The organism is Anabaena sp. UHCC 0204 (genome assembly GCF_009711975.1).
Taxonomy (GTDB): domain Bacteria; phylum Cyanobacteriota; class Cyanobacteriia; order Cyanobacteriales; family Nostocaceae; genus Dolichospermum.
Genome location: NZ_VIKW01000019.1, coordinates 20353 through 40665, shown reverse-complemented (window position 1 = coordinate 40665; position 20313 = coordinate 20353). Strand labels below are relative to the sequence as shown.

The following is a 20313-nucleotide window of genomic DNA, read 5'->3' as shown; positions in this document are numbered from 1 at the left end:
TTGCTGATTAACGGTATGAATTTTAGTCTCACGCAAAGGCGCAAAGACGCAAAGGTAAGAGTTTTAAAGGTTCAATTTAGGAATTTATACCTCAATTCAGCAACGCCTTACCAATTACCAATCACCAATTACCAATCACCAATTACCAATCACCTAGCAATTTGAGTTATTAGTGGGTTAACTATTTTGCAAAGCTTGTTTGACTAAATCATCACTAACAGTAGTCACAGCCTCAGTTCTGGAAGCGCCAATATCCTTAGCCATTTCTAAATAATCATCAGGATTACTTGTTGGCTGTGTTTGAGTTTTTGTCTCTTCTGGTGTAGAGATTTCATATTTAGGTGCAGTGGCAATTTCAGCCGCAGTTTTTCCTTTATCTGTGCGATCAATTTCACTGACATTGAATTGCTGTGCGGCTGCATAATCAGCTTCAAAATCTACTTTTGGTGTTTTTTCTTCGCCACTAGCTATTTGTTCAGCAGCTAATTGTGCATCATGGGTAGAAGCTTGATTGTTATTAGGTTGCACTTGATCAGGCATAATTTCAACCTTAATTTATATTTACATTGCTGGGGTAATTTTATCAAAACATTTTATTAAAAACTTGTGCCATTAGAGAGAAATTGATATCTATCTTACAGGGGAGATAACATGGAAATTAGCTAATTATAAATATCCTTCTCTTGGAGGTAGATAATTATTAGCAAATTTTGGTAATCCTATAAGTCTTAATAGTTAAATTAGGCTGAGGATTAATTATGACTGCTAGTTACAAGAAAACTGCTTCTCAAGCTCAAAGTCAATCAACTCAAAATTTAGTAGAAGAGTTTAATAGCTTAGATACCGATGCCAAATTAGCTTGGCTATATTTTGTTTATGAAAAAATGGGTGATACTGTGACTCCAGCCGCCCCTTCAGCAGCAGAACCAGAATTAGCTCCCATGTTGGTAGGAGACTATTTGCAATTATCGGATGAAGAACAATTAGAAATTATGCGAGATATAGTTAACTGCAAAGATACAAACTATTCTCGTGCTTATGGAGCATTAAAAGAAAATAATCAGTTGTTTGTTTGGTATGTTTGGGCAGAAGCTATGGGAGATACAGTGGTAGGAATGCCAGATAATTATCAGTCAACTGAGGCAATTAATAGTTTACTTGCTAAAATTGAAGAAATAGATTTTCAAGGTCAAATTTCTGTTTTACGAACTATTGCTGGTGAGATGGGATATAGTGATGTCCAGCCAATTGCAACACAAGCAGAAACAGGGAAAACTTCAAGTTTATAATTAGAACAAGTAGGTTGGTTTAAGTAACAGCGCAACCCAACAAAAAGATTGATCATGTTGGGTAACATACGTCAAACCAACCTACACAATTGTTCAACCTCTATTTTTCAAAGTTTGTGCTGCTAATAACGCTAAAACCCCCGTTACTGCGATCGCTTTCCGCAATCCATTTTTCAATTCACTATCGTACTGACGGCGATTTCCGCTGGTGGGTAGAGTGATAGCAAATCCCATAAATGCCAAGGTAATCGCCACAATTTTATATCTGCTGTTTGAATAATTACTCGTATTTCGTTATTTTTTAACTCGGAAATTAATTTTTCCCGCACTGGAGAAAATGATTCAGATTTCAACCAGTCATTAAAACTTTCATTTTTGGACAGGCAAAATGCCCGTCCGACAAGAGTTTTATGGCGTAGCCTCACGCAAAGGCGCAAAGGCGCAAAGAATTAAGAGTTAAAGATATCTAATTTTTAAATTTCATACTCTGATTCAACAACGCCAGTTTTATTTGAATTTTGAGAAAACTGCCTATTTTAAAGTTCCTAAAACAGGAGTTAACTCAGTTGCTGGAATTTGCGGATTTAAAAATCCACTAGCATAAACATGAGGATTGGTTTGGGAGATGATGGTATAAGATTGGCGAACATGAGTATTTACCGCTACAGTTTTCGCGTCATACATTTGCATAGCCACTTTTGGATAGAAACCAATTCCAATAATCAACACCAGAAAACAGGCGGCAATAAACACTTCGCGGGGTCTGGCATCAGTATAAATTGTTTCTGTTGGTAAAAGGCAATCTGTTCCAAAACAAGCCGTTCCTTCATCTTCCTGATTTTCAAACTCGGCATTGTTAATATCACATATCAGGGCTGCACCAGAACCGTAAAATACCTGTCGCAGCATGGAAAGCAGATAAATAGGTGTGAGGATAACTCCCACAGCAGCGAGGAAAACTGTAACGGTGCAGAATGTGGAAGTGTAAACATCGCTAGTTGTGATCCCTACAAACACCGAAAGTTCACCAACAAAGCCACTCATTCCCGGTAAAGCCAAAGATGCCATTGCCCCGATTGTAAATAGGGCAAATACTTTTGGCATTGCTTGACCAATACCACCCATTTCTGACATCATCATAGTGCGAGAGCGATCGTAGGTTACACCTGCCAAGAAGAATAACACCGAAGCAATCAAACCATGTGAGATCATTTGCAACATTGCGCCATTGATACCCAAATCGGTGAAAGATGCAATTCCGATTAAGACAAAACCCATGTGGGAAATTGACGAATAAGCCAAACGCCGTTTCATATTCGTTTGGGCAAAGGAATTTAAAGCACCATAGATAATATTGACAACACCGAGAATGACGAGAACCGGGGCAAAATAAACGTGGGCATCGGACAGTAGGTCAAGATTTAGGCGAATTAGTCCATATCCACCCATTTTCAACAACACACCTGCCAAAATCATAGATACAGGAGAAGAAGCTTCACCGTGGGCATCTGGTAGCCAAGTATGCAAGGGGAAGACAGCTAATTTTACACCAAAGGCAATTAACAAACCTGCATATAGTAGGAGTTGGAGAGATAAGGGATATTCTTTATGTGCAAGTTCGGCGATATCGAAGGTGACATTTGTACCGCCATATAGCCCCAGTGCTAGGGCTGCTACCAAGATAAATATAGAAGCTGCTGCGGTATAAAGTAAAAATTTTGTAGCTGCGTAGCGTCGCCGTTGTCCACCCCAAATACAAACTAGTAAGTATACGGGAATGAGTTCAACTTCCCACATGATGAAAAATAACAGCAAGTCTTGGGCGACAAACACCCCAACTTGTGCAGAATATAACACAAGCATGAGAAAGTAGAAAAGGCGTGGTCTGCGGTCAACTTGCCAAGCTGAAAAAATCGCCAGTGTGGTGACAAATCCAGCTAAGAGTACCAGGGGGGCGGAAATACCATCAATAGAAACTGCCCAGTTTAAGCCTATTTGAGGCATCCAGACATAATTTTCTACCAGTTGAAAATTAGCATTATTGGCATCGTAATGATTCCAAAAGGCATAACACATGAAAACAAAGTCCGCGATACCTACGCCCAGTGCATACCATCTGACAAGTTTGCCGTCTTTGTCAGGCAATACAGGGATGAGAAAGGATGCCAGGAGTGGAAATAGGACAATCGCGGTAAGCCAAGGAAATTGAGCCGCTATCATGTCAATAGGAAAAAATACTTATCGGTTAAACATTATTGTACTAAACTTTGTAACAATTTCTGCACACACAGAAATTTTGGCATAATGTTTGTTATTTTCACTACAGAATCTGGAATAATCAAGATTTAACTACACCAGAAATAAGAGAATAGCGATCGCTCACCTGCTCCCTTCCTCTTCCCTATCCCCATGAGAAAAACTATTTTTGCTCAAAACTAGGGGCATAAACTTGGAGTAATGTACTAACTTGAGTCAAGACCTCATTACCAGTGCTTTTATTCAAAGCTTGACGCTCTGGGAAGAACTCCGGTCTATCTAAAGACCTAGATATGGCTTCGCTAACTTGTTGGGAGATGAGACTATAAAGTTCTTTTTTGGCTCTTTCACGTTGATACTTAGCGCCTTCTTCTGTAGTCGCATATAAAGGGGGAAGACGGTTAAGCGCATAAGCCGTTATATCTCCCACATCTAGAGAGTTTTCACTAGTCGCTTCAATTTCTGCTACCTTGGCGATTACGTCAGTGAGTACCAACTCTTCCATGACGTTAATAAACTGTTTGCGAGGTACTGCTATGACTTCACCAGTCAACAATGCACCCATAAGGCGATCTAAGGACATATACTCTTCAATTGACAGTTCTGAAGCGTTATCGCAAATGCGCCCCACTTCTGCTTCCATTGCTGGTGTCAAATGACCATCTTGAAGTGCTTGTTCTACTATTTTTTCAATACTCATAAAACCTCCTGGGTAGTGCGGAAAGATAAAAGTATGTGTTTCTGGATAGAAACCTAAAATTTCAGATAGCCAAGTTTAATTAAGGATGCTATCAATCACCCAGAATACAATAACAGAATTAATACAGATATGGATAAAAAAGGGGACTAAGCCCCTAACTACTTTGTTACTGAATTAATTGTTTCTACCAGATTGTACTATTTACATATACGTCTTGTGTAAATTCTCGAAGAAACAAAGTGATAATTTAATCAATTTTCCGAGATTTCCAAGGTAATGGATCAACCGATAGTCCGTTTACATATAAGCCCCAATGTAAATGGGGACCTGTAGATGCACCAGTTGAACCGACTGCACCAATTAGTTGGCCGGCGTTGACAAAATCACCTTCTTTGACATTGATCCGACTCAAGTGCATGAAAATACTGACTACGCCTTGTCCGTGATCAATCCCCACAACATTACCATGCACACGGAAGCCTTGGGATACTGTCCCCACTAAAGCTACTCGTCCAGAGGCTGGGGTAATTACCCGTGAACCTGCCGCACCTGCGTAATCCAGTCCACGATGGTAGTAGTCATTGGCAAATTTACCATTGTAGTAGCGACGGACACCATATCTAGTAGACATCCGGCCACCATTAGGAGTGAGAAAAGCACCATTCCAATATTTTTCTGGTGTCTGTAGGGTTTTAAATTCTGCTACTCGCTTGAGTTCATACTCTGTAGCTCTAACTCCGGCTTTCCCTGGTGGTAAGTTAATGCGTTGGACGGGAAATTTGCGATCGCGCACGTACACAGCCAGGTTTCGTTGTTGCGATCCTGCTTCCGCGACAGTAACTTTTCTGACTCCAGGCTTTTCTAAAGGAGTTGTGGGAATCAAAGAACGGTATTGACGAGGTGCAACTTCAAAGACTGGATATGTTTCTTCCCCAACTTTCACCGTAGGATTACTAGTTTTTTCTTGGTTATCTGACTCAATTATTACCGAAATAGTATCTCCCAGTTGAGGATTTTTAGGTATGATCTGCACCTCTAAAGCCTCTGCTGGTAAGCCTAAAGCAATGGGAACAGCGGCAATTATTCCTATGAACATTTTAGCACTGTTGATCATCCCAACAGACGGCCATTGATGTAGCGGATTAATAGCGTTAGTTATGGTCATCATAAGCTTTTAAAGAAATCTTTTGCTGCTGTTAATCAACAGACCAGTTTATGGCAAGAAGTGTTTCCTGTCAGCATGGAAGTCTATCTCACCCAAACCAGATTAACCAGAAGGGTAGTGCTAAAAATAATCCCACGAAAGTCAAAGCAATGCTACTTGATAACAAGTTCCGATCTAAATCATAAACTTCCGCTAAAATCAGTACCGAAAGCCCGGTGGGTGTGCCTGACATTAGTACCAATACTAAACGCTGTTCCCCAATTATACCAAAGTAAGTTGCAGCTAATCCTACCAGTAAAGGTACAATCACAACTTTAAGAACACTGGCAATTAAAGCAATATCCAAATTTTTATATTCTTTTATTGTTCCTAGTCGCAAACCAACCAGCAATAAAGCTAAGGCAATTACTACCCAAACAGCTTGTTCTAAACCCGACTCAATCACCGCAGGTAATTCCACAAACTGAGTATTTAAGCCAATGAAAAATGTCCACAAACTGGGAACAGTGGCTATATCTCGTAATTGTATCCACCAATGATTTTCGGTTTCTCTCTTGCCAAAATAACTGGCAATTAAGACGGCAATTCCATAAGTACCAAAAACGTTATTTGTAACGCTGAATAATACTGCCCAATCAGTATTTTCCGGGCTGGTTAGCACTTGTGTCAGTGTCAATCCCACAAACCCTGTATTTCCTAAAATTGCTGCCAAAATAAAACTGCCTAAAGTCGCTTTTTGCGAAGAGTCTGATATGTCTAGACTTTCTGGTTCTGGCTTGGTTTTAGCACTCATGAACCATTGCCACAACCACCAAATTAATAATGCTAAAGTCAGACTCAATAGGACAACCCCTACTCCTATTCCCGGTATTAATCCACCAATAGAAGAATTAGTATGACGCGCTAATACTAGCAGTTGTAGTGGCACGCCCACCCAGTATAGTGACTGACCTAGTAATGTAGCTAAATTATCAGAGGTGAACCGAGAGAAGAATAATCCTAACCCTATCCAGATAAATAGAGGAGTGTAGGCTTGAAATAGGGTTTCAATCATGTTAAAAACTTTTGCAGGAGTTAATGTATAATAATTATAAGAATTAAAAGACGATTACCTACAATCCACGTTAAGATTGTACTTGTCTATAAACTTGTTAATCAGGGTAATTATGAAATTTTTGCTGAGAATTGCCGGTTTTGGGTTGCTGATTCTAGGAATCTACTTGGTGGGGCAAAATATCTTTTTTACCACCAACGTTTATCCTTACTGGTGGCGGGGAATTTCTGCTGATATTTCGGTGTTATCACTGACATTAGGTGTACTCATGCTGGTTTTCTTCCCCAGAAGTATGAAAAATCTGGGATTGATTGCTGTCTTTGTTGGTATTATTGCGGTATTTATTAGTAGTCGCGCTATTCTCAGTCCTACAAGTTTATGGCAATTTTTCCTATCATTAATTTGTATTGCTTCTGGCTATAAAATGTTCACAACTGGATATTTACCTTTTTAATTTTCTATATCTACAGGTGGACGTACACACAAATATATCAAAGCTCCAAATAAAGGAATTGTAAATAGCCAAAATAACGGATTATCTTTCCAACCCCGTCGCGTCATATCATCTCCTAACAATGTGGGAAATAATAAACTCAAGATGACACAATCTAAACTCATGACATGAATAAATCGGCTATTTTGCCATTGTTGGACGAAATTATCCCAGTCTCCTTGCAAACTGGATATGAATAAAATCGTCGCAGCTAAAGTTAATAAAATTCCCAAGATACGAGAATCTAGGATTTTGAGAAATAAATTTTTTTCACCAACAAATTTTTGATTAGATTCTCTTAAAGCCAAATATGGTAAAAGTGCAAATGCACCTAAAGCAAATGAAGCACTAGCAAAAGGCCAAGCGGGAATTTTTTGACCTCTCCCATCAAAAAAAACTACCGCACTATATACAAAAGGCCAGATTCCCATGATATTAAATAACGATATAATCAGGGGATTAATTCCTTGCCAATTTGCTGTAGACAAATTTTTGATTAATTCAAAAGTTTCAGGTTGTTGGGGAGGAGCAAATAAAAAGGCATAGGAAACAAATCCCAGCCATAATAGACCAAAAGTGATTTTTCTCATCATGAATTTAGCTAAATGCTTCTGAGAGGTAATCTGCTGCTGCTGCGACTACAGCGATCGCACTCTCATAGTTTAACCGAGTTGGACCCAAAACCCCCACACTTCCCACCGGTACAGAACCCCGACGATAAACAGCAGAAATCAAAGTACAGCTACGAATAGGTTCAAGAGGATTTTCTGTACCAATCCGTACAGTTACTTTAGACTTATTCTGATCATCCATTTCTGCTTCTTCACAAATTAAATGCCACAGTTGGTCTTGTTCCTCTTCCAACAATTGCATAATTGTCTGTACCTGCTGTACCTGAGAAAACTCTGGCTGTCGTAAAACCTCTCCTATTCCCCGCACCATGATTTGTGTCGTTGTCGGTGCAAGGGCGCGATGGGTCAATTCTACCAAAGAACTTTTCAAGAATTCTCCATAACTTTGAAACTCTTGATCCAATTCAGTCCAGTCAAGATAACCTAATTCTAATAAACTCTGTCCTCGTAGGTGACTATTCAAGAAGTTAGAAACAATCTGCAATTGATGATCAATTACCTCTGATTCAGGTTTACTGTCTGAATTCGGTGTAAATAAATCCATCACCTTAGAATGTGTCTCGTAACTATCCGTCACCACAATCAACATAATCCGTCCTGTTTCAATTTGGATTAATTGCAAATGTCTTAATTTTGCTGTTGTAGCTTGCGGCATAGTAATTAAGGTAATACAACCGCTTAGTGTTGCTAAAATTTGAGCAGCACCTTGTAATAAAGCCTCTAAACTCCAATCTTCCCAATGCAGACGTTGTTGTAATGCTACTTCTACCTCTTTAGCTAAAGTCTCTGAAGGTGTAATTAGTTGATCAACATAAATACGATAACCCGAATCAGAAGGAACTCTCCCCGCAGAAGTATGTGGTTGATAAAGTAACCCGGATTTTTCCAAAGCCCCCATCACATTGCGAATAGTAGCAGAGCTAATACCTAAATCAAACCCATCAATTAGAGCTTTAGAACCTACAGGTTCGGCTGTCGCAATATAATGGCGTACAGTTGCCCAAAGTATATTTTGTTGGCGATTAGTCAGGTGGACTTGCATAAGTGATTTTTTTACTGAAGGCAAATCTTAATCAAAAGCTGAAAAACCCTGTGGTTTTCACTACAAAATTCCAAAAAAGAATTAATTATTAATTAATGTAAGATAGCAAATTATATACTTATATTGTATTAACTAAACACAAAATTTACCTTCAGATGATATTTGCTGTATTCTTTATTACTCCTTGGCTGAAAACAAAAAAGCGGACTAATTTCTAGCTTTTTCCGTATTATCGCATAGTTTACCAATATAAGCTGTAATTCTAGCTACAAAATTTTATTCTCTATTCGTCAAGCTGCTGACTATTAATTAACAATTGATAATTGACAATTAATGATTATCTCTCCATATTTTCCTATATCTTTACTCTGGAAAAAAAGAGATTTTAACCCAAATTAACCAATTATCAATTGTCAATTATTCATTTTTCTCTAATATTGCGGCACTGAAGGGTCAACTAAGATAGAGTAAGCAGAAATACCTCCCGTAATATTTTTGACATCTGTAAATCCCTGAGTAACTAACCACTGACACATCTGAGCAGAGCGGATGCCATGATGACAGAGAACAAAAGTTTCTGCATGGGGATCAAAGCGAGTCGGAACTTGCTCACTCCATTGCTCATATTCACTCAAAGGCAGATTGACAAAACCATCTATTTGTGATATTGCAATTTCCTGGGGTTCACGCACATCTATTAACTGAATTTTTTCTTGATCACTAGCAAGACGTTTTGCTAGTTCTTCAACGCTAATTTGAGAAAAGGGTTGGCTAAATGATGTATCTGTCATGCAGTTTTTCTAAAAAATCCTATACTATTCATGTTGGCAGAAAAGATGGAAAATAATATAAATATAAATAATGTGAACAGTCAACACTCAGAAGAAAAAAGGATTAGAGTTGGTTTCCTTGTAGCTGGTGTCATCACGCTGCTACTGATTGGACTGGCTGGAGTTTATTGGTTTTCGGGAAAAAGTCCAACTAGTCTTATGGTTCGGAACTCTCAACCTGGTGCAGCTATATTTGTCTCCAAGTCGTCTCCAGCAATGGTGTCACTGTTGGTAAATCCCGATGCTTTACAGTCGCTAGTACCGAAAGGAGAATTTTCTCAACTGAAAACAAGTCTATTGGCAAAAAGTAATATAGATTATCAAGATGATCTTAAACCCTGGTTGAGTAATGAAATTACTTTAGCTGTAACGACCAGAGATATAGACCGTGATCCAGAAAACGGGCTACAAACAGGGTATTTAATGGCACTAGCAACCAATAACTCACAAGAAAGTCGTGAGTTTATGGAGTTGTTATTTTCTCAACGGGCTTTATCTGGGACTAGTTTAAGCATTGAAAGATACAAAGGTGTCAAGGTTATTGATGATTACCAAGAAGATTTACCAGCAGAAAAAATCCAAAATAGTTTAGCTGGTGCAGTTGTTAATAATTTTGTTTTATTTGCTAATCATCCCAAGGTAATCAAAGAAGCAATTAATAACTTACAAGCACCGGATCTAAATTTGCTGAGTTCTCTAGAATATCAAAAAGCTACTCAACAAATTCCCAAAAGTTCTGTAGCTGTGGCTTTCCTAAATTTACCTGAGGTTGGGAAGTGGCAAGGTTTAGAATTGGCAGAATCAACTTATCATAGCCAAATTCTATCTTTAGTATTAGATCCCCAAGGTTTGTTGGCTGAAAGTACGTTTTTAACAACTGCGGACGTTGTACCTCCATCTTTACCACTATCTAAACCTGTGGGGGCATTACAGTATATTCCAGAATCAACAGCTTTGGCGATCGCTGGCACAAATTTGAGTAATTTAGGTAATAGTGATTTAGCTAAACTTTGGAAACAAGGAACAGCAACTATCTATGGTGCTAGTGAAGATGCTGTTTCTCGATTAATCCAACCTGTGGTCAAGATCCAGGAAAATTTGGGTTTAAACTTAAGTCAGGATATTTTCAGTTGGGTATTGGGAGAATATGCGATCGCTTTATTACCTAATTCAGAAACTGTTATTCCTGATTGGGTATTTGTGGTAGAAAAAACGCCACAGTTAGCAGTAGGTATAGCAAGTTTAGATCATATTGCCAGTACCAGCGGTTTTAATGTTAGTTCTCTGAATCTAGATGGAATTCAGGTTTCAGCTTGGACAGAGTTAACAGCTACTGCTGAAAATGATTCATCTATTAATGTTGATGCAAAAGTCAGGGGAGTGCATACAACATTAGATAATTATGAGGTTTTCACTGCTAATTTAAAAACCCTAACCGCGGTTTTAAATCAAAAGGAAAAATCCTTACTAGAAAATCCCCAATTTCATACAAGTATGGCTGTAATTCCCCAACCAAATCAAGGGTATATTTATCTCGATTGGGAAAAGAGTCAAAATATTCTCAAAAGTCAATTACCTTGGCTGAAATTTGTGGAAATTTTCGGTAAACCAGTTTTTGATAATTTGCGATCGCTGACAATTAGCAGTTATAGCAGTGAAGCAGGAACACTTAAAGGGGGAGTATTTTGGCAATTTAATTAATCATTTTTGTCAGTAGTGGCGAAGTATTCGGACGATAAATTCTCGGTTTTTTCCCAAGTTTCTTTTCCGAATGCTTCGCCCTTACATTGAATGCTTCGCCCTTACGACTCCTGACTTCTGCTGTATCAAAGTCTAAATTTTTAAATTGCCAAAACTTCTTTAACTAAAGCTGCTAATTTATCGGCACTGTCGGGGACGGCGATCGCTTTTGCCCTCTCTCCCATTTTCGCTAATTCTATTGGAGACTGCAACAAATTCAAAACCTCAGTTTGCAATATTTCCGTTGTCAACTCCGACTGTTTAAATGTCAAAGCTGCACCAGCCTTAGTAAACACATCTGCATTGTAAGATTGATGATCTTCGGCTGCAAAGGGATAGGGAATCAAAATAGCTGGTGTCCCACACACCGCCAATTCTGTTAAACTGCCAGCACCAGAACGACTGATAGCTAAATTAGCCCGTTTTAATAACGCTGCCATATTGTCGTAAAAAGGTAAGGCGATATATTGAGGATGTTGAAGACTGTTGATATCTGGATCGTTATCACCCGTTAAATGGACTATGTATGCACCTGCTTGAAACCAAGCAGCCGCTGACTGACGTACTAATTGATTTATCGCTACAGCCCCTTGACTGCCACCGAAAACTAAAATTAGGGGAACATGATCAGGAATAGGCAAGTCTAGGGGGCTATCAATTGTGTTATCTAGGAATTGCGATCGCACGGGAGTACCGACACAGACGATTTTAGTCCGAGGTAAGTATTGAGCAGCAACATCAAAACCCACAGCTACTGCATTACACCAAGGACCAAAAAAGCGGGTAACTTTACCGGGTATGGCGTTAGATTCATGAAAAATCACAGGTAAACCCAAAGAACGCGCCGCAATCACCGCAGGGGCAGCAATATAACCCCCAGTGGTGAATACTCCTTGGAACTTTCCTTGTTTAAGAATACGTCTTACGGACAGAATCGAACCTATCAGTTTTAATAAAATGCGTACAGAAGCCAGACTCAAACCTTGCTGAAAACCCTCAACAGCAACCGTATTTAAGGGGTATTGCCCAGGGACAAGATGAGTTTCTAGGCGATTTGGTACACCCAGCCATTCAATGTCGTATTCTGGCAGTTTTTGAGCTAATGCGATCGCGGGAAACAAGTGTCCACCCGTCCCACTAGCTGCTATAAGTAATCTAATTGGAGCATTTACCATTCCCTGCTATACCATTTATCGCCCAGCTTCATTAAGATAAAACAAATTCCTTATCTTCTATCATCAAATCAGTAAAATCTTACTATTGACAGTCTCAGGTCTAAAGACAATGAGATTCTGCTGACAGAATTAGATTAAGGATATTACCCAAAGTCTAATTCTCGTTACGACCGTCAAACGCCGTCTACCTAGTCATCCTAAGTCTAGCTTAGGTTTCTAGCTACTTTTATCATTTTGGTGCTTTCAGAGTCCATCACTCAGCCAAGATACGGTACGCTCCACAACCTGCCATTGCTCGCTCTTTCTTGTCATACTGTCGTTAGGACTTAAACCTAACCGTTGTTTCATGGGAGCCGGGATTTCTCCGATACTAGGATGTCTCAACACGTAGACAGTTATTCCTACTCACAACCACATCTTAACACAAAGACAAAGACCACGGCGATTAAAATCGCTCGTGCCGCTTCCCTCTCAGGTCTAAAGACGCTGAGTTTCCCACTTACCGCAAGGTCTTATGAAACGTAACAAAGTATTATCCGTTGGTATTTCCCTGTTTTCCTGTTTGCTGACAATGAGTTTATCAAGCACTTGGCAGATTGCTCAAGCAAATAAACCCCAAAATGCACCCGCTGGACTTACTAATCTCCTCAGTCAGATTGACAACGCCGCTAATCAACGTAATGTCAACGGTGTAATGCAATTCTACAGTCCTACATTTACCCATGGCGACGGATTAAACCGCAAAGGCATGGAACAAGCTTTAACAGGACTGTGGAAGCGATATCCTCAACTGCGTTACACTACGCGCCTAGAATCTTGGAAATCGGAAGGTAATACAATTATTGCCGAAACAGTTACGAGTATTAGTGGTGTACCCTCACCAAACAGCAATAATCTAACTCTCCAGTCTACAATTAAATCCCGTCAACGAGTCACAGGCTCAAAAATCGTGCGTCAAGATATTTTATCTGAACGTACACAACTAACAACTGGAAGTAAAGCACCCCAAGTAGATATTCGATTACCACAACAGGTAAAAGTTGGTGAAAAATATAGCTTTGATGCCATTGTGCAAGAACCATTAGGTCAGGATATTCTTTTAGGAAAAGCCATAGAAGAACCCATTCAAGCTAATAAGTTTCTCACCCCCACAACCGTAAATTTAGAATTTCTCAATGCTGGGGGACTCTTCAAAATAGGCCGCGCACCTGCAAAACCCGGTACTCAGTGGATTTCCGCCGTAATTCGCAGAGGAGACGATATGACAATCATCACTCAACGGTTACAAATAGTGAAAAAATAGTCAGTTGTCAGTTGTCAATTGTGAAAAGCAATTTGACTTCTGACTTTTGATGTTAAATTCCTCACTCTTTCTCTGTGAATACTTCTTTATGGAAAACCAAATTGTTTTCATTACTGGTGCAAGTAGCGGTATTGGTGCTGCTTGTGCCAAAATTTTTGCTAATGCCGGTGCAAAACTGATTTTAGCTGCGCGACGGTGGGAACGGTTACAGCAATTAGCTGATTCCTTAGATATTGGATCTGACAAAATCCATTTATTGCAACTTGATGTATGCGATCGCCCATCTGTCGAATCTGCTATTGTTAACTTACCCTCTGCATGGTCAAATATTGACATTCTCATCAACAACGCCGGTTTAAGTCGCGGTTTAAATAAATTACATGAAGGCGACTTTCAAGACTGGGACGAAATGATTGATACTAATATCAAAGGTTTGCTTTACCTCACCCGTTATATTGTCCCAGGAATGGTTGAGCGGAATCATGGTCATGTTATCAATATCGGTTCGATAGCTGGACACCAAACCTACCCCGGTGGTAACGTCTACTGTGGCACAAAAGCCGCAGTTAGAGCTATTTCCGAAGGTTTAAAACAAGACCTCATAGGAACGCCCCTGCGTGTCACTTCTGTTGATCCTGGCATGGTTGAAACAGAATTTAGTGATGTCCGCTTTCATGGTGATACAGAACGGGCTAAAAAAGTTTATCAAGGACTGCAACCATTAACTCCTGATGATGTAGCTGATGTCATATTTTTCTGTGCTACCAGAGCAACCCACGTTAATATTAACGAAGTGGTACTTATGCCAGTTGATCAAGCCAGTGCTACATTAGTTAATCGGAAAACATAAAAATTCAGACAACCACCAAATAAAAAAAACATCCTGAAAATCCTAAAATCCTGGATATTATCTCGACTTCGCTCGATAACCACCTGATTTAGACAACCACAATTTCATCATCCCACCAACAACTAACTTAACAAGTATTTGAATTCAAAATAAAACTCTTGTGGTGCTGGCATCCTACCCGCTATTAGTGTACCTCACTCAGATGAAATCTGCTGTATAATTAAAAGTGAAATAAATTTATATGTCTTCTTATGACATTACACGAATTAGAAAAACAAGTGCTGAAATTACCAACGAGTCAACGCTGGCAATTGGTACAAACCCTGTTAGAATCATTACAACAAGAAAGTCAATCAGCATTAAAAAAAGGTAATTTGTCCCGACTGCGGGGTATTGCTAAAGGTACAGATATTTCAAATCATGAAAATGTTGTTGCAGATTATGTTACTTATTTAACTGACAAATACAAGTAATGCGAGTTTTTATTGATACGAATGTCGTTCTTGATTTTTTACTTGAACGAGAGCCTTTTGTGGATGATGCTGTTAGGCTATTTGCAAAAATTGATGCTGGTGAAATCGTGGGGTTTATTGCTGCTACTACAATTACTAATATTTATTATATTATTCGTAAAGCCGCAGGTATAACAGTTGCTCAAGATGCAATCTCTCAGATTCTCACGGATTTACACATTTGCACGGTTGATAGAAATATTTTAGAACAAGCAATATCTTTAAATTTTCAAGATTTTGAGGATGCTGTGCAATATGCTTGTGCGATAACATCTATGGTAGATATCATTGTAACTCGTGATGTATCTGGATTTGTAGGTTCGGAAATTTCAGTGATGTTACCTGCGGAGTTCAGTAACATCTCTAGTGAATGAATATCGCACAATCTTCACAAGAAATAATATCTATAGTAAGCTACCCTAACGCCTTAAATTTTTGACATTTTTAAGAGGTTGACAAGGTGCTACAAGTGTAGAATCCTGCTAGAATACTTAGAAGTTAAAGTTTAAAGAATAAGCACATAACGTCATTTTCAAAAATATATGGCTACAAAGATTGCTAAAGTTTCAATCGAAAATTTCAGAGGTATATCAACACAATTAATAATGGATTTTAAATCAACATTTGATGACAGTCCACATTCATTAATTTTATTTGGTGATAATGGCACAGGAAAATCTAGTGTAGTTGATGCAATTCAGTTTGCTTTACAAAAAGAAATTGGAAAAGATAGAAAAATAACAGCTATACGATCACTGTTTGGCAAAAATAAACCTTCTGTGCAAATAACTTTAGCCAATGGAAGAGTAGTAAATACAAAATTGCAGATCCAAAGAGAGCGGGACGAAGATTTTTATATTGCTCCTTTTGTATTGCGTAGGGCTGATATTTTACGTTTTTTAAATACTCCAGATGAAAAACGCCAACTTATTTTTTTTAATTATCGCTTTACGAGTGATGACATTAAAGATGAAATTCGACATAGTGGAATGTCTGATGATCAAGATTTAACTCTTCAAGAACAAAGAATTGCCAATAAAAATAAAAGACGAAAGCTTGCAGAATCTTTGGCTACAAGAATTCAAGTTGCTACAGAAATTATACCTTTAGGAGAAAAAGATTTTAATAATTTTGCTCGTGAGAAAATTTATGGCGGTCTAACAAGAAAAGATCGGAGTAACCTTCAAAAAGGAAATGTGGTTCACGTTGATCCAATTACACATAGCATTGTTAAACAGATACGTAAAATCAACAAAGAATTAAAAATAATTGAGAAGCGGCAAAAAGAAATTCAAGATTATGAAAAAAGAAGCGCAAGAGAGTCAATTATTAAAGACTTACTAATAAATACAGAAAAGAGGATTACTGAATCCTTTCAGAACATATCAAAGTGTAATTTTGTAAATCAAATAAAACTGTTGTGTGGAGATATGACAGCAGTATCATTATCAATTGAGATTCATTTAAATAATGGAATAATTTGCTCACCTCATCAAATTTTTAGTGAAGCAAACTTAGATTTATTAGTCCTTCTCGTATTCCTCTCTCTTATTAAAGAATCAGCTGAGAGGGGACAGTCAAAAGTTTTAATACTAGATAATGTTTTGCAGAGTGTAGATTCAACAATAAGGGTGTCTATTACCGATTATATACTAAAGGAATTCTCTGACTGGCAATTAATTATTACAGCACATGATAGATTATGGAAAAGTCAATTGTGTGATTTATTTCGTAGAAATAGTCATCAATTTATAGAAAGTGAAATTATTAGGTGGAACTATAAAGATGGTCCTACTGTATTTAACACATCTAAAGATATTGATTACTTATTGCTAGAAGCCATTGATCGTGGTGAAGCTATCAGCATTTGTTCACAAGCAGGAATATTATTAGAAGAGTTATGCAATAAACTCAGTTGGATATTACCCACCTCTGTTATTCGCAAAAAAGAAGATAAATATACTCTTGGTGATCTTTGGCCTGGTATATCCAAAATTCTTAAAAAAACTAATTTAAAGAGTGCAGTTGAAGAAGTTGATAAATGGCTGCATCTGAGAAATCTTGTAGGTGCCCATTACAATGAATGGGCTAGATCAGTCTCTACACAAGAGGTTCAATTGTTTGCAGAGGCTGTACTTCAACTATTTTGGCATATACGTTGTAACAAATGTTTTAGATGGATTGAGCCATTAGGAAGTCAAGGTAAGCATTGGGCGTGTCGCTGTAAACAGCTTAATGTTGAAAATAAATAACAGTTACAAAATGGGAATATAACTTTACTCAGACGAAAATATGAAATTGAAAAGGCTGGGAAGATTATACCTGCTTGCCCACGACAAATAAACTTTGTATTAGTTATAATTCACCCCTCCCATCCCCAACTCCTCTCAATACTGCTCACAAACAACAACTAATAGCTAATTCCGCATTTTTCACCAACGTCTCCTTATCAAGAGTCGAAACCGGATATTGAGGAGTTACCTGCAATAACTTTTCTACCCTCTCCCGCGCAGCTTCTACAACTGATATATCTAAACTACCATTATTCAAACTAGCAGAAAAATCTTCAGCAATTTTATATGTTCTTTCCAAAGAAGAAGAATTGATATTTCGAGAAACAATAAATAAATCACAACCCGCATGAAAAGCGCGCGCAACAGTTCCCGATCGCATAAACATTTCCGATACAGCTTTCATATCTAAATCATCGGAAACTATCACACCTTCAAAACCCAACTCTTTCCGCAAAATATCATTTAAAATGATTTTAGATAACGTTGCTGGCACTTCTGGGTCAATTTGTGGAAACAAAATATGCGCCGTCATAATTAACGGAATTTTGTCCTGAATTAATGTTTGAAAAGGAATCAATTCCCGATTTCGCAAATCTTCCCAACTCAAATTTAATATTGGTAACTCCAAATGGGAATCTGTGCTAGTATCTCCATGGCCAGGAAAGTGTTTAGCAGAACCTAAAATTCCCTCTTCCCGCAATCCTCGGTAATATTCCCGCACACCTTGACTAGCGGTTTCTGGTGTAATTCCAAACGCACGGGGTCCAATAATCGGGTTTTGGGGATTAGAGAAAATATCCGCAACCGGGGACCAAGAAAGATTAATTCCCAGTGATTTTAATTCTAATGCTGTGGCTTTTGCAACTTCATAAGAGTGCGATCGCAATAAATAAGCATGAGGAAACCGGGTAATTGGTAAAGGTGTCCGCACAACTCGCCCACCTTCATGATCTAAAGTGGTAAATATGGAGTCGCGTTCAGTATATTGGCGAACTTCATCAATGAGGTTTTTAAACTTTTCTAACCAAACGGGATATGGTACACCGTCAAGAAAGTTTTTCGCAAAAAAGATCACCCCAATGGGTTTTAATTCATTTAGCGCCCGTTTATCATCATCGTTTAAGGTTGTACCAGAAATACCCAAAATTAAGTGATTACCAAAGCTTTGTAATTGTGGAGATATTGACATAATTTTGTGAGCTAAATATCAGGATAAATTAGAAAAGACTTTATTCTTCAAAGTTACAGCAAATGAGTTACAGAATATAAATTGAAACCTATACGGGCGAAGCATTCGGGCGATAAATTATCGGTTTTTTCTCAAGTTTATTTTCCGAATGCTTCGCCCCTACGAATCCTTCTGTAAGTATATCAACTTAATTAAATCTCAAACACTCAATAGAGATGTCCCTGACTTCTTTAAGAATTCAGGGAGATGAGGATGATATTTATTGCTACCTACTAAAAGTAAGAAACTAATAACTCACTTTTGGCATTAGCCATGTCTTCAGTTTGTGGTTGAGATGATTTTAAGGTCATTTGGGGGGCATTTTGTTGCAAAATTACGGCTTGATAAGCTACGACTCCTGTATGTTCACTTTCTAGACAACGAGCCGCTTTTCGTGATAAGTCTAAACTTCTTGGTGAAATATAAGGACCGCGATCATTAACCCGCACAATCACGGATTTATTGTTTTCTAAATTTGTAACTTTCAAGTAGGTATTAAAAGGTAAAGTACGATGGGCAACTGTCAGATCGTCTTGATTATATCTCTCACCATTTGCTGTTAACCGACCATGAAAATAGCCACCATACCACGAAGCTAAACCAGAAAGTTTGGTTGGTGAGGACTGTAATCCATACATTTCCATTTGTCCTTGCACCAGTGTGAGAGGATTGGTGTGAAGGGCTTTGCGGAGATTGTTAGTCCATTCAATAGCTAAAATATCACCGCTACGGCCAAGCTGGTTTGCGAGTTTTTGATCAATTGCAAATAGCAACCGATTACCTACCATAATCGAGGGAGTTTTATCAACTAAACCTGGTTCTAATTGTGTAGGTTGTATAGTTGGGGATGTAACTAATTGCTGTAAGCGTTTTTGTAAAGCTTGAGCCGTGAATTGATCAGGAAGTTGAGCAACAAAGCTATTGTTAACCCATACTTCATAATTGTATAAACTACGCTTGACAATCAACACGGGTGAATAATCGTAGCTTCCATTTTGATCAACGGGATTATTGATCACATTAAAGAAACTTTGGAGCGATCGCACAACAGTAGATGGTGAGAAATCTAGTTTAGAAACACTCACATTTTTCAAGTGAGATTGTGTCGGTATATTTTCTGGCACAGCGGCACAAAACTTTGTTTCTTTTGCTGCCAATGTTGTTGAAAGTGGAGCAACGGGCGGATTTTGATGTGATGTTAATCGTCTGTTTATCCAATCAAATCTCAATAGATTTTTTGATATTAGGTTTTTTTGCCAAGCAATTTTATTTTGTTTAGCAATGTTTACAAGTCGATCATGTGATTTGAATAAGTTGGTTGTCAATTGTGTTGGAGAAAATGCGGCTATTAAACCCAGTGGTAAATTCGCCGTCAACACCAAAGTACCACCCGTGAGGGATGTCACCCATAGTATGACTGTTGATATCATAGTTTAGTTATTCTCCAGGTAGATGCACAATCCCTAATAAATTCAGCAGTAGGTTGGTTAGAAAGATTTTTGTTTTATTAAACAACAAACAAACTTTTTTTGGAATTCAAGGATATCTATAAGATTTCAGATTTAATGATGATTAAACCCTTAGGGATCATCATATCCTGGAATGGATACTTAAATTCATAAAAGTTTTAAATCTAGTTTACAACTATTACTAATATTCCCATCGTTTTTTCTTATGATTCCCAAAAGTTTTTGCTATTTATTTTACAGAAAAAATAGTCATTTTATGTATAGATACGTAAGTCAAAAAC

20 protein-coding genes are annotated in these 20313 nt (G+C 38.1%); 8 read left to right on the top strand and 12 right to left on the bottom strand.

Going from position 1 to position 20313, the window contains the following annotated elements; genetic code table 11:
• Positions 1–177: 177 nt before the first annotated feature.
• Complete coding sequence (locus FJR04_RS16030; protein WP_168496516.1) at positions 178–540, bottom strand: hypothetical protein; 363 nt, start codon at positions 538–540, stop codon at positions 178–180.
• 218 nt (positions 541–758) lie between these two features.
• On the opposite strand from FJR04_RS16030, the gene FJR04_RS16025 reads away from it, so the two are divergent.
• Entirely contained in the window at positions 759–1289 is a 531-nt protein-coding gene (locus FJR04_RS16025) for an orange carotenoid protein N-terminal domain-containing protein (RefSeq protein WP_168496514.1), read from the top strand.
• Between the two features lie 93 nt (positions 1290–1382).
• Here the strand turns inward: FJR04_RS16025 and FJR04_RS16020 are convergent, their stop codons facing one another.
• The 5 genes from FJR04_RS16020 to FJR04_RS16000 all read right to left on the bottom strand — a co-directional run bounded on the left by FJR04_RS16020 (position 1383) and on the right by FJR04_RS16000 (position 6464).
• The gene (locus FJR04_RS16020) at positions 1383–1544 is read right to left on the bottom strand and encodes a hypothetical protein (RefSeq protein WP_168496512.1); all 162 of its coding nucleotides are present in this window, start codon (positions 1542–1544) and stop codon (positions 1383–1385) included.
• A 276-nt stretch (positions 1545–1820) separates the two neighbouring features.
• Complete coding sequence (locus tag FJR04_RS16015) at positions 1821–3509, bottom strand: NAD(P)H-quinone oxidoreductase subunit 4 (protein WP_168496510.1); 1689 nt, start codon at positions 3507–3509, stop codon at positions 1821–1823.
• Positions 3510–3708: 199 nt separating this feature from the next.
• Positions 3709–4245: a late competence development ComFB family protein gene (locus tag FJR04_RS16010; RefSeq protein ID WP_168496508.1), complete on the bottom strand. Its 537-nt coding sequence runs from the start codon at positions 4243–4245 to the stop codon at positions 3709–3711.
• 247 nt (positions 4246–4492) lie between these two features.
• Positions 4493–5359 carry a M23 family metallopeptidase gene (locus tag FJR04_RS26550; RefSeq protein ID WP_254445305.1) on the bottom strand — a complete coding sequence of 289 codons (867 nt, stop codon included), beginning with the start codon at positions 5357–5359 and terminating at the stop codon, positions 4493–4495.
• Positions 5360–5498: 139 nt separating this feature from the next.
• Complete coding sequence (locus FJR04_RS16000) at positions 5499–6464, bottom strand: AEC family transporter (protein WP_168496504.1); 966 nt, start codon at positions 6462–6464, stop codon at positions 5499–5501.
• Positions 6465–6576: 112 nt separating this feature from the next.
• Between FJR04_RS16000 and FJR04_RS15995 the strand changes: the two genes are divergently transcribed.
• Positions 6577–6918 (top strand): hypothetical protein, encoded by a 342-nt coding sequence (locus FJR04_RS15995; RefSeq protein WP_168496502.1) that lies wholly within the window; start codon positions 6577–6579, stop codon positions 6916–6918.
• On the opposite strand, the gene FJR04_RS15990 is transcribed toward FJR04_RS15995, so the two are convergent.
• The 3 genes from FJR04_RS15990 to FJR04_RS15980 all read right to left on the bottom strand — a co-directional run bounded on the left by FJR04_RS15990 (position 6915) and on the right by FJR04_RS15980 (position 9422).
• The gene (locus FJR04_RS15990; protein ID WP_168496500.1) at positions 6915–7550 is read right to left on the bottom strand and encodes a DUF2834 domain-containing protein; all 636 of its coding nucleotides are present in this window, start codon (positions 7548–7550) and stop codon (positions 6915–6917) included. The two genes, FJR04_RS15995 and FJR04_RS15990, sit on opposite strands and share 4 nt — an antisense overlap.
• 4 nt (positions 7551–7554) lie before the next feature.
• Positions 7555–8631, bottom strand: coding sequence for a heat-inducible transcriptional repressor HrcA (gene hrcA / locus FJR04_RS15985; RefSeq protein WP_168496498.1), 1077 nt, complete (start codon positions 8629–8631; stop codon positions 7555–7557).
• 431 nt (positions 8632–9062) lie between these two features.
• A complete protein-coding gene (locus FJR04_RS15980) occupies positions 9063–9422 on the bottom strand; it encodes a rhodanese-like domain-containing protein (RefSeq protein WP_168496496.1) in 360 nt (119 codons plus the stop codon).
• Positions 9423–9452: 30 nt separating this feature from the next.
• Between FJR04_RS15980 and FJR04_RS15975 the strand changes: the two genes are divergently transcribed.
• Positions 9453–11162 (top strand): DUF3352 domain-containing protein, encoded by a 1710-nt coding sequence (locus FJR04_RS15975; protein ID WP_168496494.1) that lies wholly within the window; start codon positions 9453–9455, stop codon positions 11160–11162.
• Between the two features lie 140 nt (positions 11163–11302).
• Here the strand turns inward: FJR04_RS15975 and murG are convergent, their stop codons facing one another.
• The gene (gene murG, locus FJR04_RS15970; protein WP_168496492.1) at positions 11303–12376 is read right to left on the bottom strand and encodes an undecaprenyldiphospho-muramoylpentapeptide beta-N-acetylglucosaminyltransferase; all 1074 of its coding nucleotides are present in this window, start codon (positions 12374–12376) and stop codon (positions 11303–11305) included.
• Between the two features lie 514 nt (positions 12377–12890).
• Here murG and FJR04_RS15965 point away from each other — a divergent pair.
• The 5 genes from FJR04_RS15965 (at position 12891) to FJR04_RS15945 (ending at position 17293) form a co-directional block, all read left to right on the top strand.
• Entirely contained in the window at positions 12891–13679 is a 789-nt protein-coding gene (locus tag FJR04_RS15965; protein ID WP_168496490.1) for a nuclear transport factor 2 family protein, read from the top strand.
• An 88-nt stretch (positions 13680–13767) separates the two neighbouring features.
• A complete protein-coding gene (locus FJR04_RS15960; protein ID WP_168496488.1) occupies positions 13768–14529 on the top strand; it encodes an SDR family oxidoreductase in 762 nt (253 codons plus the stop codon).
• A 251-nt stretch (positions 14530–14780) separates the two neighbouring features.
• Entirely contained in the window at positions 14781–15002 is a 222-nt protein-coding gene (locus FJR04_RS15955) for a hypothetical protein (RefSeq protein WP_168496486.1), read from the top strand.
• On the top strand, positions 15002–15415 hold the full coding sequence (locus tag FJR04_RS15950; protein WP_168496484.1) for a PIN domain-containing protein: 414 nt from the start codon (positions 15002–15004) through the stop codon (positions 15413–15415). The genes FJR04_RS15955 and FJR04_RS15950 overlap by 1 nt, the downstream gene beginning before the upstream one ends.
• Before the next feature lie 168 nt (positions 15416–15583).
• Entirely contained in the window at positions 15584–17293 is a 1710-nt protein-coding gene (locus FJR04_RS15945) for an AAA family ATPase (RefSeq protein ID WP_168496483.1), read from the top strand.
• Positions 17294–17438: 145 nt separating this feature from the next.
• Here FJR04_RS15945 and FJR04_RS15940 read toward each other — a convergent pair whose 3' ends face one another.
• Positions 17439–18524, bottom strand: coding sequence for a glycoside hydrolase family 3 protein (locus FJR04_RS15940; RefSeq protein ID WP_168496481.1), 1086 nt, complete (start codon positions 18522–18524; stop codon positions 17439–17441).
• Positions 18525–18796: 272 nt separating this feature from the next.
• Positions 18797–19993 carry a septal ring lytic transglycosylase RlpA family protein gene (locus FJR04_RS15935; protein WP_168496479.1) on the bottom strand — a complete coding sequence of 399 codons (1197 nt, stop codon included), beginning with the start codon at positions 19991–19993 and terminating at the stop codon, positions 18797–18799.
• Positions 19994–20313: the final 320 nt, after the last annotated feature.

What these genes read in the sequence shown, in the direction of transcription:
- FJR04_RS15955 (WP_168496486.1), top strand. Translation starts at nt 14,781, where the DNA reads ATGACATTACACGAATTAGAAAAACAAGTGCTGAAATTACCAACGAGT.
- FJR04_RS15940 (WP_168496481.1), bottom strand. Translation starts at nt 18,524, where the DNA reads ATGTCAATATCTCCACAATTACAAAGCTTTGGTAATCACTTAATTTTG.
- FJR04_RS16025 (WP_168496514.1), top strand. Translation starts at nt 759, where the DNA reads ATGACTGCTAGTTACAAGAAAACTGCTTCTCAAGCTCAAAGTCAATCA.
- FJR04_RS15950 (WP_168496484.1), top strand. Translation starts at nt 15,002, where the DNA reads ATGCGAGTTTTTATTGATACGAATGTCGTTCTTGATTTTTTACTTGAA.
- FJR04_RS16030 (WP_168496516.1), bottom strand. Translation starts at nt 540, where the DNA reads ATGCCTGATCAAGTGCAACCTAATAACAATCAAGCTTCTACCCATGAT.
- FJR04_RS15990 (WP_168496500.1), bottom strand. Translation starts at nt 7,550, where the DNA reads ATGATGAGAAAAATCACTTTTGGTCTATTATGGCTGGGATTTGTTTCC.
- FJR04_RS15995 (WP_168496502.1), top strand. Translation starts at nt 6,577, where the DNA reads ATGAAATTTTTGCTGAGAATTGCCGGTTTTGGGTTGCTGATTCTAGGA.
- hrcA (WP_168496498.1), bottom strand. Translation starts at nt 8,631, where the DNA reads ATGCAAGTCCACCTGACTAATCGCCAACAAAATATACTTTGGGCAACT.
- FJR04_RS16000 (WP_168496504.1), bottom strand. Translation starts at nt 6,464, where the DNA reads ATGATTGAAACCCTATTTCAAGCCTACACTCCTCTATTTATCTGGATA.
- FJR04_RS16015 (WP_168496510.1), bottom strand. Translation starts at nt 3,509, where the DNA reads ATGATAGCGGCTCAATTTCCTTGGCTTACCGCGATTGTCCTATTTCCA.
- FJR04_RS15945 (WP_168496483.1), top strand. Translation starts at nt 15,584, where the DNA reads ATGGCTACAAAGATTGCTAAAGTTTCAATCGAAAATTTCAGAGGTATA.
- FJR04_RS15935 (WP_168496479.1), bottom strand. Translation starts at nt 19,993, where the DNA reads ATGATATCAACAGTCATACTATGGGTGACATCCCTCACGGGTGGTACT.
- FJR04_RS15975 (WP_168496494.1), top strand. Translation starts at nt 9,453, where the DNA reads ATGTTGGCAGAAAAGATGGAAAATAATATAAATATAAATAATGTGAAC.
- murG (WP_168496492.1), bottom strand. Translation starts at nt 12,376, where the DNA reads ATGGTAAATGCTCCAATTAGATTACTTATAGCAGCTAGTGGGACGGGT.
- FJR04_RS26550 (WP_254445305.1), bottom strand. Translation starts at nt 5,359, where the DNA reads ATGATCAACAGTGCTAAAATGTTCATAGGAATAATTGCCGCTGTTCCC.
- FJR04_RS15980 (WP_168496496.1), bottom strand. Translation starts at nt 9,422, where the DNA reads ATGACAGATACATCATTTAGCCAACCCTTTTCTCAAATTAGCGTTGAA.
- FJR04_RS15960 (WP_168496488.1), top strand. Translation starts at nt 13,768, where the DNA reads ATGGAAAACCAAATTGTTTTCATTACTGGTGCAAGTAGCGGTATTGGT.
- FJR04_RS15965 (WP_168496490.1), top strand. Translation starts at nt 12,891, where the DNA reads ATGAAACGTAACAAAGTATTATCCGTTGGTATTTCCCTGTTTTCCTGT.
- FJR04_RS16010 (WP_168496508.1), bottom strand. Translation starts at nt 4,245, where the DNA reads ATGAGTATTGAAAAAATAGTAGAACAAGCACTTCAAGATGGTCATTTG.